The organism is Aerococcus sp. HMSC10H05, from assembly GCF_001806975.1.
GTDB classification, from domain to species: Bacteria; Bacillota; Bacilli; order Lactobacillales; family Aerococcaceae; genus Aerococcus; species Aerococcus viridans_B.
This window is the reverse complement of sequence record NZ_KV786984.1, coordinates 22765-36072: the sequence shown is the minus strand read 5'-3', so window position 1 is coordinate 36072 and position 13308 is coordinate 22765. Positions and strand designations below refer to the sequence as shown.

The window sequence follows — 13308 nt, the reverse complement described above, 5'->3', positions numbered from 1 at the left end:
ACAATGGACATGTACATGCCTTATATGGAAGTTGTTAGAGAGGTATTTCCCAATGCCAAAATTATTATCGATCGCTTCCACTTAGTTCAAGCGTTAAATCGAGAATTGAATAAGTTACGTATTGAAGTAATGAATGCCTTTAGAGTTCCAGACCATAGATTGTATAACAAATATAAAAGATATTGGCGACTATTCTTAATGCCCCGAGAAAGCCTAAGCTCATGGGATTATCAACCATTCAAATTATTCGATTGGCTTACGAATACCGGTGGTATTTTAGATTATTTACTGGACAAGAATCCATTATTAAAAGACACCTATAATCTTATCCATAACTTGCGTGAGTCACTCCAAGAGAATGATTCTGAAGCATTTAAAGCTCAGTTAGCGCAGTCTAAGTTAGTTAAATTACTAAGCGGATTAAGACGAGTGTTGCGTACATTTACCAAACTTCAAAGATATATTGGGCATACTTTCAAATACAACCACTTAACGAACGGCCGAATAGAAGGTTTGAATAATAAAATTAAGGTCTTAAAACGAATAGCATACGGATACCGAAACTTCCAAAATTTTAGAACTAGAATATTAATGACGAACAAGCTATATCTAAATGAAATACCGGTAGTACAAGCAGCCTAAGGGCTGCTCCGAAAGCATATTATCAAGAAAAAAATGAATAATGGAAAAGAGTATAAAAAAACCAGGTAATCTAATAATTACCTGGCAAACATTACTCATCAGTCCTATTTGACGTAGAGCCGGAAAATGCCGTCTATAGGTTTTTTTGAATGATAAATAGCTAATATTAGGTCAGAATAGTATTTCTTAGGATAAAATGTTTAAATGTTGCAATTAGTCATGGTAGAATTTAAAAAGTAATTATTAAGAAATAATTATTAATTGTATATTTAAATGATACTTAATATCATTATGTTATGATGTTAAGTACATATATTTAAGATAGGGAGATAATGAAATGAACATAACAGTAGTGGGACAAGGATATGTTGGGTTAGCAAATTCAATGTTATTAGCACAACATAATAATGTAAAGGCGTTGGAGATCAATCCCAATATCGTAGAAATATTAAATTCAGGGAAATCACATATTAAAGATGACTACATAAGTGATTTTCTACAAAATAAAGAATTAAATTTCAAAGCAACATCTAATGCTGAAGAAGCATACAAAGATACTGAGTTAGTAATTATCGCGACACCTACTAACTATGATGTTGATACTAATTCATTTGATACTAGTACAGTTGAAGCAGTAATTGCTCAGACTCAAGAGATGAAACTTGATGTACCAGTAATGATCAAATCAACTATTCCAATTGGTTTTACAAACAAAATGCAAGAAAAATATGGAACAGATAAAATTTTCTTCTCACCAGAGTTTTTACGTGAAGGAAAAGCGTTATATGATAATCTTTACCCAAGTCGAATAATCTATGGTTCTACAGCTGATTTTGTTCAAAAAATTGCACCTATTTTTGTCGAAGGCGCTATAAAAGAGGATATAGAGGTTCTCTTTATGGATCCGACAGAAGCAGAAGCGGTTAAGTTGTTTGCCAATACATACTTAGCAATGCGAGTTTCTTACTTTAATGAGTTAGATACATATGCTGCTTCTAAAGGTTTAAATGCTCAATCGATTATAAAAGGTATTAGTTTAGACCCAAGAATTGGTGACTTTTATAATAATCCGTCGTTTGGTTATGGTGGCTACTGCTTACCGAAAGATACCAAACAATTATATGCGAACTATAAGGATGTACCTAATGAACTGATGGGGGCTATTATTCGCTCAAACGATACTCGAAAAGAGTTTATCGCAGAAGAAATTGCAAACAAAAATCCGAAAGTAGTCGGTGTTTACCGTCTTACAATGAAACAGGATTCTGATAATTTCCGTGAATCTGCAGTTCAAGGGATTATTAATCTATTGGTAGAAAAAGGTATTGAAATTGTTATCTATGAACCTACTGTTAAAGATACTTCATTTAATGGATTAAATGTAAATAATGATTTTGAGAGCTTTAAACAAGAAGCTGATGTTATTATTTCTAATAGAGATGCTAAAGAACTAGAAGAAGTTAGATCAAAAGTATTTACTAGAGATTTATTTAACGAAAATTAATAGATGGGATTGGACAATTTGAATCAAGATGCATTAGTTTCAATTATTACACCAGTTTATAATGCTGAGAGTTTTATAGCAGATACAATTGATTCAGTTATAAATCAAACATATAAAAACTTTGAGATGATATTAGTAGATGATTGCTCAACAGACAACAGTAAGTTGGTAATTGACAAATATTCTTCTGATTCAAGGATAAAATATGTTAAACTTTCTGAAAATTCTGGGGCTGCAGTAGCTAGAAATAAAGGAATTGAGCTTGCCACTGGTAGGTATATTTCATTTATTGATAGTGATGACGTCTGGCATAAAGATAAATTGAAAAAACAAATCTGTTTTATGAGTGATAATAATTATGGTTTCACTTATACTAATTTTGAGTTTATGGATGAGAAAGGCGAACTTAAGAAAAGTTCGCCTAAGTTACCTAAAAAATTAAACTACGCGGGCTTATTGAAGAATACAGCAATAGCATGTAGTACCGTATGTATTGATCGTGAGCTGGTCGGTGATTTTAGAATGCCTTTAGTTCGTAAAGGACAAGATACTGCAACCTGGTTACAAATTTTGAGAAATTATCCAGCTGCTTATTTACTTGATGAACCTCTTAATCGCTATAGAATTAGAACGGGGTCGCTTTCGGATAATAAGATTCAAGCATTAAAAAGAACTTGGAACACCTATTATCGTCTAGAAAAACTGCCTTTTTTAAAAGCCGTGTACTATTTCTGTCATTATGTGATTAATTCAATTTTACGTAGAATTTAATGAAGGATCTAGGGAGTGAGTATAAGCATGAAAATTGAAACACTTGTTGCCACGATGGATCGTACTGATTTTGAAATTATAGAAGAGTTAAATCTAAGTACTGATGCAGTGATTGTCAATCAAAGGACCTTTGAGAATTACGTAGAGATTGAAAAAAATGGCTATACCAACAAAATATTTTCTACACCTGAAACAGGGTTGAGTAAGAGTCGAAATTTGGCTTTAAGAAACGCAACAGCAGATATCTGTGTAATCGCCGATGACGATATGAAATATCATAGTGATTATGCTGAAGTGATTGAGAAGGCTTATTTAGAAAATCCTGAAGCTGATATCATTGCTTTTCAAGTGAAGAGATTCGGTAATTCAAAACGGGAAAAAACCTTTAGAACAGAACCGCATTGGGAGAACTATCTTTCTTCAATGAAAATATCTTCTGTTGAAATAACATTTAAACGTAGAAGCATCATAGATAATAATATATTTTTCAATGAGAATATAGGTGCAGGTACTGACTTTCCAAATGGGGAAGAAAGTACCTTTCTCTATGCGGCCTTAAGCAAAGGGTTAAAAATTTTATACTTACCTATTGAAATAGGTCTAGTAGACATTAGTGACTCATCTTGGCATAGAGGTTATGATGAAAAACACTTTAAAGCAATTGGTGCCCGGTATTATAATATGACTAATAAATTATACTGGTTACTCATATTACAATTTGCATTAAGAAAATATTCTGAATATAAAGAAGATTCGACTATGTGGGGTGCAATTAGAAAAATGTATAGTGGAAAAAGAGAATATAAAAAAAGATATAAATAATAAGGAGTAGAAAGATGCAGCTTTGGATAGAAATTCAACGATTTTTAAAAGACAATATCAAAATTATCAGTATTTTTGGTATTATATTTGCTTTGTTATTAGGGGCTCTGGGCGTTTTTGTGTTCGAATCGTCAAACAACGCACCTGAGGGTATGGAAGCTTTAAAAGAAGAAGCACTGGAGTCTGCAATAGCATTCGATTTTTACATCGAAGATGCTGAGGGGAATATGTATAGCAATGAAGGAATTATTGATGAATATTTCCGTTCACCAAGTGTACTGGAACAATTGAAATCTGATGAAAATATTGATTTAAAGCAACTTGAATTAGATATTTACGAAGAAAATCAACAAACATTGTCTAATTTCTTGCCTGCGGAACTCATGGAGCAATCAAAAATAATTAGTGTTACTCAAAATAATAATACTGGTTTATTGACATTTATTGCTTCTTCAACTGACAAATCTTTAAATGAAAAACTTGCGAAATACTATTTCGAAAAATTAAATGCTATCCCTTTTGTCGATGAAGAAAATATGTACGTTTTTGATGGTCCGTATAATGCGAAAGATAAACAAATTGAAGAAGAGGAAGAAAGTGGATTTTCAATCCAGTCTTTACTTAAATATGCTGTAATTGGTATTATCTTAGGTATCGTTTTTGGCATCGGTCTAGCATTAATTAAAGCGCTATTTGGCAAAAAACTGACATATGCATTTGGTTATGCAATTGATGACAGTTTAGATTTTATGATCTATGATAAAAAATTGAATAATTATGAAGAAATAGCAAATTTTATTAATTTTCCTTATACGGACAATAAAGTAATCATTTCAGAAAACAGAGAAGGATTTAAACATTTAAAATTAGAAAAACAAAATCATGGAAATGAAATTATTGTAACAAATAATATTGCGGATGAGTCTATTAAAAAATTGTCCAAGGAAAATTCAGAAGTAATTATAGTTGTATCACCAAATAAAACTTCTAGAACTTGGTTTAATACACAGATGAGACTAATGAAATTGGATAATCTTTCACTAAAAATTATTCAGGTTAACGAATAATTTGTAAGGGGGGATTAAATGATTTGGATCATTCATATAATAGCGATAAATTTTCTATTTTTAATAAGTTATCTGCGTAAGAATGAGAATTTCTTCCTAAAATCAACATTTATTTATTCTTTAATTGTTTTCGGACAACGATGGATGGTAGGGACAGACTTTCCTAATTATCTCAGGTACTACTTAAGAGGGCATATAGGTCGGGAGCCATTATATTTTGGATTACAGGAACTATTTTCAAGTTTTGATTTATATTTTGGTTTGTTTATCTTTCTAACCCTATTTATCACATTATTTAACAATTTTCGTTTTATTAAAAAGCTACATACAAATAAAACGTTAGTTATATATATTTATATGTTTTCTGAAATATATTTTGCACAAATGTCACAAATTAGACAGTTTATTGCAATTAGTTTTTTCATTAATGCTTTTTATTATGCTTATCATAATCAATTTAAGAAGGCGATTTTTATAAGTATCTTTGGTAGCTTGTTCCATATTTCTGGTTTTTTTGTTGCACCTTTCTTATTTATCCGATTGAGATGGAATAAAGTTACTGCCCTATACGCACTATTAATTGCTAGTATACTTCCATTTTTCGACTTTTCGTTAATGTTTAAACTACCAATTTTTAGTGCATACTCGAGGTATGTAGATAGTATTTTCAATGTAAATTTAAGTATCTTTCATTACTTGAAGTTTTACTTTATGATGATTATTTTTATATTCGTCATTTGGAATTTGAGAGAGAAAAATTCTAGAGAATTCCAGATGTTATTTAGTGGTTTGATTTGGTATCTATTGTTCTATGGTGCAAGCTTTCAATTTGCACCGTTTATACGTGTAAGTTTTTATTTTAAAATATTTGAGATTACTTTTGTAGCATTAGTAGTGAATAATTTGAACTTATTCTCAAAGAGTCTCACCCGCTTAACTCTTATTAGTGTTTTCATCGGTATATTCACAGGCTTTGTGATAACAGATCCATACAACATTCAGGACTTTCAATGGCGACCATTGACAATTCGTGAAAGTAGAAGTGATGCTCAATTAGAACAGGAAGTTGCAGATTATAATAGAAAAATTAAGATGGAAGCAAATGATAGGTGATAAAATGATTAAGCAAAAATTGGTTTCTGTTATTATTCCAACATATGGTAGACCAGATACTTTATTATCTGCCATACAATCTGTATTAGAAAATTCATTTTCTGAAATTGAAATAATAGTCGTGGACGATAATGATCCTGATACAGAATCTCGTAAAGAAACAAGCGAGTTGATGAAAAGTATTGAAGATAGTCGCGTAAACTATCTTCAACACCAGAAAAATAGTAATGCATCAGCAGCTAGAAATACAGGTTTAAGAAATGCTAAAGGTCAATATATTTGCTATCTAGACGATGATGATGAATTTCGGGCAGATAAATTAGAAAAACAAGTTATATTTTTAGAAAATCATTTAGAATATGATGCGGTCTACTGTGGTTGGAAAAAAGATGGAATGGATGTTTATCCTAAATATTCAGGTAGTCTAACGAAAGAATTACTACTAATGGATTATACACCAATGACCTCTAGTATCATGTTTAGACGAGAAGCGATAGAAAAGCTGAAGGGCTTTGATGAATCTTTCCAAAGACATCAAGATTATGAATTAATGTTACGATTTTTTGAACAATATACAATAGGGTTTGTTCCAGAAATATTATTAGATAGTGGTAAAAATCAAGGTGAAAATAGATTGTACGGAGAAAGACTCGATGAATTGAAAGCATTTTATTTAAAAACTTTTGAAAATAAAATCATGGAATTAGATCAAAAAGAACCTGGTTTGAAAGATGATATTTATAGCAAACACTATGCTTCTAATTTTTGGAACCATATTAATCATAAGAACTATAAGCTTGGTTTCAATATCTTACTGACTAATTTAAAAAATCGGCCGACGAAATTCATACGAGATATAATAGCGTTCTTGTATAAACATGTTCAAAAGAAATTAAAAATAATGAAGACGAACAATAAATAAGTTAATACAATTGAGAATTTTACTACACAAGTAATTATAGAAATCAATGATATTATTTTGATACTAAGATGCAAAAATAATTAGAAAACATATTATATAGAGATTCTAGGGTGGTAGAATACTATATATCTACTGAATAACAAATTAGAGATGAGTTGTGGTACAATATTTTGTAGCGAAAAATATCAGTATTACCTCATCGATATTTCGTTTGAATTTTCAATAACTATAAAGTTCAAACGTTGAGGCCCTATAGCTCAGTGGATAGAGCACTCGTTTCCTAAACGAGGTGTCAGAAGTTCGATTCTTCTTAGGGTCGTTACTATATAGTAATCACGATAAAAAAAGAGGGCAGAAGCGCTCGACATTAGAAAAAAATTTGAATCAAAGAGAGAATCAGGAGGTAACGATGAGACCCATATTGACCGTTATTATGCCCGTCTACAATACTTCAAGATATTTGAAAGAATCAATTAATAGTATTCTAAATCAAAAAATAGATAATATTGAGTTTATCATTGTTAATGATGGATCAACAGATGAAAGTGAAAATATAATAAAATCTATAATGAGTGAAAATAAAAATATTATGTATTTTTATCAAGAAAATTCAGGACAAGGAGCTGCAAGAAATCTTGGTATCTCTTACTCAACCGGTAAATATATTTATTTCATGGATTCTGATGATATTTTAAAAGAAAATACATTTTTAAATTTAATAAATTTATTAGAAAATAAATCTTTAGATGCAATATTCTTTGATGGAGAAGATTTCCTTGACATTACCGATAATAATTTGAATAAATTGACTAATACAAATTACCATAAAAAAGAAAGTTATGGATATTATGAGAATGGACAGGATTTATGGTTAGATTTGATCAATAAAAAAGAATTTAATGTTTCTCCATGTTTATATATTGTTAAGAGAGAGATTTTAATAGAGAATAATTTATTTTTTTTTGAAGGGATTATTCATGAGGATCAAATCTTTACTACTAAATTATACTTTTTTATTAATAGATGTTTACATATCAATGAAATTTATTTTTTACGTAGAGTTAGATCAAATTCTACTATGACATCTAACAAACGAATGGGTAAATTATATGCTTATATTACAATATTTAAAGAGCTGTACAAGTTTGCTAAAAAATATACTTGGAGTAAAATAGATATAAAAAAAGCATTCTTTCGATATTTATCTGAAATTGCTATCATTATTAATGTTTTATCTAATGAGTTAGATAGCGGTAGAGATGAGTTAGAAAAAATTAGAAAAATTGTAAAGAATGACAAAATCTTTTCTATAAAAGCTAAATTATCATTTTTTAATTTACCTTTATATACAATGTTAGGTAAAGTAAGTAAAAAATTAAAAAGGATGTTTAAATGAATAATACGTATAATAGAAACACTATTTTTAGCTCATTTATATGGAAATTTATGGGCTCCAGTGGTCAACAGGTAGTTTCTTTAGTAGTGCAAATTTTGTTAGCTAGACTACTTTCACCCGAAGAATTTGGTACAATGGCGATTGTGCTAGTATTTGTAAACTTAGCACAAGTTATTGTTGATGGGGGATTTAATACAGCTCTAATTCAAAAAAAAGAGGTTGATGATTTAGATTATTCCTCAGCACTAATTACTTCAGTTGGGATTTCCGTTATTTTATATATAATATTATTTATATTTGCACCTAATTTTGCCAGTTTTTATGGGGATATAAATTTAATTTTATATTTGAGAACAAGTGGTATTATTTTCATAATAAATGCTATATACTCTATTCAAATTGCATATAATTATAAAAAATTACAATTTAAAATAACCGCTCAGGCTAGTATTGTTGCGACAATTATTTCTGGGTTTATTGGATTAGCAATGGCATACTTTGGAATGGGAATTTGGTCATTAATAATTCAGCAAATATCATCTTACTTTATTAATGCTTTAATAATGTTGTTTATCACAAAATGGTTTCCAAAATTCACATTTTCTTTTGAACGATTTAAAGATTTATTTGGCTACGGCTCAAAAATTCTTATTTCAAGCCTTATATATCGAGCATATTTAGAGTCTAGGACTTTAATTATAGGGAAATTTTATTCATCATCGGCTTTAGGTTTTTATCAGCGTGGTGAGCAATTTCCTAGAGTAGTTGTCAATAATATAGATGGTACTATACAATCGGTTATGTTACCTACCTTATCAAATAATCAAGAAAATATTCCTGCTTTAAAAAGTATGACAAGAAGGGCTGTAAAAACAAGTTGTTTCTTAATTTTTCCAATGATGATTGGAATGGCAGCAACCTCAAAAAATATTGTGGAAATTGTACTAGGAAGCCAGTGGTCCGAAGCTATTCCATTTTTATTCGTATTTTCTTTAACTTATTCTATCTGGCCTTTAATAACAATTAATCAGCAACCTATGAAAGCTTTAGGGAGAAGTGACTTAGTTTTAAAAACTGAAATTCTTAAGCGAATTATAGGCATTACTATTATTCTTTTGACTGCTAGAATAAGTGTTATGGCCATAACTATCGGATTTTTCTTTGAAAGACTTATTGAAGCTATTATAAATTCTATACCAAATAAAAAACTAATAAATTATTCATTGATTGAGTTGATTCTAGATGTAACTCCTTCTCTATTAGTAGCTATTGTCATGGGAGTTTTTGTATATATGATTAATTTTATTCCACTAAATTCTAATCTACTGATACTTATTATACAATTAATTTCTGGTGCTATATTTTATTTCGGTGGGGCGATTTTGTTTAAAAATAGTAGTTTTACATATCTAGTTGAAATTCTTAGAAGTTATAAAAAATAATATTTCAATTGAATTAAATAAGTTTATAAATAGCGTCTATGGATTGATTACTCCCTAGACGCTTTATATTTGTTACAATGGAGAAAGTCTGAGAGAGAGGTTTATGCAGTGTTAACAATTATTGTGCCTTGTTATAACGAGGAAGAAACTATACCACTTTTCTTTAAGGCTATAGAGAGCCAAAAAAAATATCTTAATGAGCCGATTGAATATATTTTTATCAATGATGGATCTCAAGATGAGTCCATTAAAAAAATTAAAGAATTAGGACTTCAATTTACGAATGTGCATTTTATTGATTTTTCTAGAAATTTTGGTAAAGAAGCTGCTATGTTTGCGGGATTACAAAAAGCAAGTGGTGATTTTGTAACGATTATGGATGCAGACTTACAAGATCCACCAGAATTATTGCCGGAAATGTTAATGATGCTAAATAATAATCCTGAACTTGATTGTGTGGGAACTAGAAGAATCGACCGGAATGGCGAGTCAGCTACTCGTTCATTTTTAGCAAAAACTTTCTATAAACTAATGGATAAAATTTCAGATGCACAACTAGTTGATGGGGCACGCGATTTTCGAATGATGCGCAGACAAATGGTGGATGCAATTCTAATGCTTACTGAGTATAATCGATTTTCAAAAGGTTTATTTACTTGGGTAGGGTTTAATACCGAATATCTAACCTATAACAATCGAGAAAGAGTGGCTGGCGAAACTTCCTGGTCTTTTAAACAACTTTTTCGCTATTCGATTGAAGGTATAACTGACTTTTCAGATCTCCCCTTATCAATTGCAACCTACATGGGTGTGATTTCGTGTGTCATTGCTGTGCTATCACTCGTTGTTATCGTATTGAGAACTTTAATATTTGGTGACCCAACACAAGGTTGGCCATCGCTGGCTTCTATAGTCTTATTATTAGGAGGTATCCAACTTCTCTGTATTGGTATTATTGGCAAATATGTGGGTAAAATTTATTTAGAAACGAAGAATCGACCTATTTATATTATCAAGGATACGGATTTAGATGTTTCGAACAAGTCAGATATAGAAGAGAAATAAGGTGTCGGATGCGAAATTTAATCTCTCAAATTATAAAGTTTGGGCTCGTGGGTATCATAGCTACTGTTCTCGATTTCCTAGTATTAACAGTATTGACAGAATTCCTAGGTATCCATTATCTACTATCCGCGGCCATTGCATTCACGGTGGCAACAGTATTTAATTACATCGCTTCAATGAAATATGTCTTTGCTAGCCGTTATGGAAAAGGGCAAAAGCACCAAGAATTATTCATTTTTGTTGTGCTATCTTTAATCGGACTTGGACTTAATCAGGTCTTTATGTGGTTTGTTGTTGAAATTACCGTTCTACATTATATTATTGCTAAGGTGTTGGCCACATTACTTGTTATGGCTTGGAATTTCATCTCAAGAAAAATTTGGTTGGAAAAATAATTTTTCCAATTATCAAAAAATCGCTACCAATGTACTTAGTTTCCTAGGTGCTTGGTAGCGATTTTGTTGTTTATATTAATTGTTTGCTTCTTCTAAGCTGTCTACTTGACCTTCTAGTGTTTCAATACGAGATTCCATCTCTTGGATTTGAATGTTAATTTCTTCAGTTTTATCAATTGTTGGTGCTACATCTTCATGGGGGTTCATAATCGTGATCAACCAAATCAAAAGAAAAATAATGGCTACGGCGAGTGTGATATATAACCAGTTTAATTTGGGAGACCCTTTATCTAGATATTCCAAGGTTTCCTCAACTTTTTTTCGGTCCATGTTTTTCAAACGATTATACAGTTCATTCAAATCTTTTTCGTTGTGTTTAGGGTCGTGTGACATGGTTAACCTCCTTTAACTTGTTTATAAAAGTAAATTACGGTTAGATCATTAGAAAGCCCATTCGCCTTGACGGAAGATAGGGAACACATTCCCATCTGCATCGATGCCATCGATATCCATTTCAGCAGACCCAATCATGAAGTCAACGTGGACATGGCTACGGTTAATGCCTGCTGCCTGTAATTCTTCTTCAGACATGTCAGTGCCTCCTTTAACGTTAGTTGGGTAAGCAGCACCGATTGCCAAGTGGTTTGAAGCATTCTCATCAAATAAAGTATTATAGAAGGTTAAATTACTTTGAGAAATTGGTGATTTGTGTGGTACTAAGGCTACTTCACCTAATCCTTGGGCGCCATGATTATTAAAGATTAAATCTTTCATGATTTGTTCCCCTTTATCAGCAGTAACATCCACAATCTTACCGTCTGCAAAGGTTACTTTGATGCCTTCAATTGTTGAACCCGCGTAAGATAGTGGTTTGGTTGAAGTGACGTAACCATCCATGACGTTTGTATTCGGTGCTGTGAAAACTTCTTCAGTTGGCATATTGGCAATGAAAGGTGAGCCTTCAGGGTTAAAGCTTTGAGCAGATACCCAGATATGTCCTTCAGGTAAACCTAGTGTTAAATCAGTGCCTGGTGCTTTATAATGCAATTTTTTAAATTGTTTATCGTTTAATTTTTGTGCTTTTTCATCTAGTAAGTCACGGTGTTTATTCCATGCTTCCACTGGATCATCTTCGTATACGCGACTAGCTTTAAAAATCGCATCCCATAGTGCATCTGTTGCGGCTTGTTTATCATTCGCTAATTCTGGGAAGACATGTTTAGCCCATCCAAAGTCTGCAGCCGCTGCAACGGTCCATTTAACTTGATCATTCATTGTTGCAGAACGTACAACTTTTAATTTTTGACCGCGATTAGTTTGAACGGTATCAATTTTACTTGAGTCAATACCATTCAATAAATCTGGGTCTCCAGAAACGATTGAAAGGCGTGATACTTTTTGATTTAAAATCAAATCTTCTTGGCGAGCGATTGTGTAGTCTGCAACTTCAGCTAAATCTTCTGTAGTTTGGTATTCAAAGTCTAAGCGGTTAGTATAATCATCTTTCCAAGTGAAGTGTACACGACGAGCGCCGTTCTCATATGCATGTTTTGCTAAGAAGTGGGCTAGAGGGGCTTGGTCGACAGCGATATAAATCATTACGTTGTCACCTTTTTGTACGTTAATACCTTTTTCGATTAATAGGTTTGCATATTTGTCTAATAATTGGTCAAAATTTTCCATATAGATTAAATCCTCCTAATATTTATTGTTGTTGGTAGGTGCTTACACATTGCTGAGCAAGTTGTTCAATTGCGGGAATATCTTCCTCTTCTGGATATAATTCAATTTTCACAGCTTCACCAGCTTGGATCGCACCAGCTTTTTTGAATTGTAAGGTGAAATCATCAACAGATTTACAGAAAGCTTCGTAGTCATATTCACCAGACCCTAATGTTGCGAAGATTTTTCCAGTGAGGTCTACATCCGCCAATTCTTCATAAAGGTCTAAAATTTCATCCGGTAAATCTGCTGCAGCACCATAGGTATAGGTGACGACAACACAGATATCCTCTTCTAGAAAATCGGTCGCATAAACAGATTGGCATTCCACCATACGTGCATCTACGCCTAAATGAACTAGGGATTTGGTCATAATATTTGCTATTTCTTCATCGTTTCCCGTTAAAGAAGCAAAGGTAACTAGTGCTTTTGGCAATATGGTTCGCT

General features: G+C 31.7%; 14 protein-coding genes and 1 tRNA gene. 12 read left to right on the top strand and 3 right to left on the bottom strand.

From position 1 onward, the window contains the following. From HMPREF3116_RS08750 to HMPREF3116_RS04980, 12 genes are all read left to right on the top strand, one after another. On the top strand, nucleotides 1-642 hold a 642-nt coding region (locus HMPREF3116_RS08750), incomplete at its 5' end, for a transposase (RefSeq protein WP_148129220.1). 337 nt (nucleotides 643-979) lie between these two features. Further along, entirely contained in the window at nucleotides 980-2146 is a 1167-nt protein-coding gene (locus HMPREF3116_RS05030) for a nucleotide sugar dehydrogenase (protein WP_070468102.1), read from the top strand. Nucleotides 2147-2164: 18 nt separating this feature from the next. Continuing rightward, nucleotides 2165-2917: a glycosyltransferase family 2 protein gene (locus HMPREF3116_RS05025; protein ID WP_246819051.1), complete on the top strand. Its 753-nt coding sequence runs from the start codon at nucleotides 2165-2167 to the stop codon at nucleotides 2915-2917. Nucleotides 2918-2944: 27 nt separating this feature from the next. Beyond that, nucleotides 2945-3739: a glycosyltransferase family 2 protein gene (locus tag HMPREF3116_RS05020; RefSeq protein WP_070468100.1), complete on the top strand. Its 795-nt coding sequence runs from the start codon at nucleotides 2945-2947 to the stop codon at nucleotides 3737-3739. Between the two features lie 14 nt (nucleotides 3740-3753). Beyond that, nucleotides 3754-4806: a hypothetical protein gene (locus HMPREF3116_RS05015; protein WP_070468099.1), complete on the top strand. Its 1053-nt coding sequence runs from the start codon at nucleotides 3754-3756 to the stop codon at nucleotides 4804-4806. 18 nt (nucleotides 4807-4824) lie between these two features. Further along, a complete protein-coding gene (locus HMPREF3116_RS05010) occupies nucleotides 4825-5919 on the top strand; it encodes an EpsG family protein (RefSeq protein ID WP_070468098.1) in 1095 nt (364 codons plus the stop codon). Beyond that, nucleotides 5909-6841 carry a glycosyltransferase family 2 protein gene (locus tag HMPREF3116_RS05005; protein ID WP_070468097.1) on the top strand — a complete coding sequence of 311 codons (933 nt, stop codon included), beginning with the start codon at nucleotides 5909-5911 and terminating at the stop codon, nucleotides 6839-6841. Before HMPREF3116_RS05010 ends, HMPREF3116_RS05005 begins: the two co-directional genes overlap by 11 nt. 246 nt (nucleotides 6842-7087) lie before the next feature. Next, nucleotides 7088-7160 (top strand) — tRNA-Arg (locus tag HMPREF3116_RS05000). A gap of 90 nt (nucleotides 7161-7250) precedes the next feature. Then, nucleotides 7251-8237 carry a glycosyltransferase gene (locus HMPREF3116_RS04995; RefSeq protein WP_070468096.1) on the top strand — a complete coding sequence of 329 codons (987 nt, stop codon included), beginning with the start codon at nucleotides 7251-7253 and terminating at the stop codon, nucleotides 8235-8237. Next, nucleotides 8234-9679: a lipopolysaccharide biosynthesis protein gene (locus HMPREF3116_RS04990; protein ID WP_070468095.1), complete on the top strand. Its 1446-nt coding sequence runs from the start codon at nucleotides 8234-8236 to the stop codon at nucleotides 9677-9679. The genes HMPREF3116_RS04995 and HMPREF3116_RS04990 overlap by 4 nt, the downstream gene beginning before the upstream one ends. A gap of 108 nt (nucleotides 9680-9787) precedes the next feature. Beyond that, nucleotides 9788-10744 carry a glycosyltransferase family 2 protein gene (locus tag HMPREF3116_RS04985; RefSeq protein WP_070468094.1) on the top strand — a complete coding sequence of 319 codons (957 nt, stop codon included), beginning with the start codon at nucleotides 9788-9790 and terminating at the stop codon, nucleotides 10742-10744. A gap of 8 nt (nucleotides 10745-10752) precedes the next feature. Beyond that, the gene (locus HMPREF3116_RS04980) at nucleotides 10753-11139 is read left to right on the top strand and encodes a GtrA family protein (RefSeq protein ID WP_070468093.1); all 387 of its coding nucleotides are present in this window, start codon (nucleotides 10753-10755) and stop codon (nucleotides 11137-11139) included. A gap of 75 nt (nucleotides 11140-11214) precedes the next feature. On the opposite strand, the gene HMPREF3116_RS04975 is transcribed toward HMPREF3116_RS04980, so the two are convergent. From HMPREF3116_RS04975 to HMPREF3116_RS04965, 3 genes are read right to left on the bottom strand one after another with little or no spacing between them, the layout of a single operon-like run. Beyond that, nucleotides 11215-11532, bottom strand: a complete 318-nt coding sequence (locus tag HMPREF3116_RS04975; protein WP_070468092.1) for a hypothetical protein — start codon at nucleotides 11530-11532, stop codon at nucleotides 11215-11217. A gap of 48 nt (nucleotides 11533-11580) precedes the next feature. Next, nucleotides 11581-12828 carry an aminopeptidase gene (locus HMPREF3116_RS04970; protein WP_070468091.1) on the bottom strand — a complete coding sequence of 416 codons (1248 nt, stop codon included), beginning with the start codon at nucleotides 12826-12828 and terminating at the stop codon, nucleotides 11581-11583. 16 nt (nucleotides 12829-12844) lie between these two features. Then, the gene (locus tag HMPREF3116_RS04965; RefSeq protein WP_070468090.1) at nucleotides 12845-13297 is read right to left on the bottom strand and encodes a flavodoxin; all 453 of its coding nucleotides are present in this window, start codon (nucleotides 13295-13297) and stop codon (nucleotides 12845-12847) included. Between the last annotated feature and the right edge of the window lie 11 nt (nucleotides 13298-13308).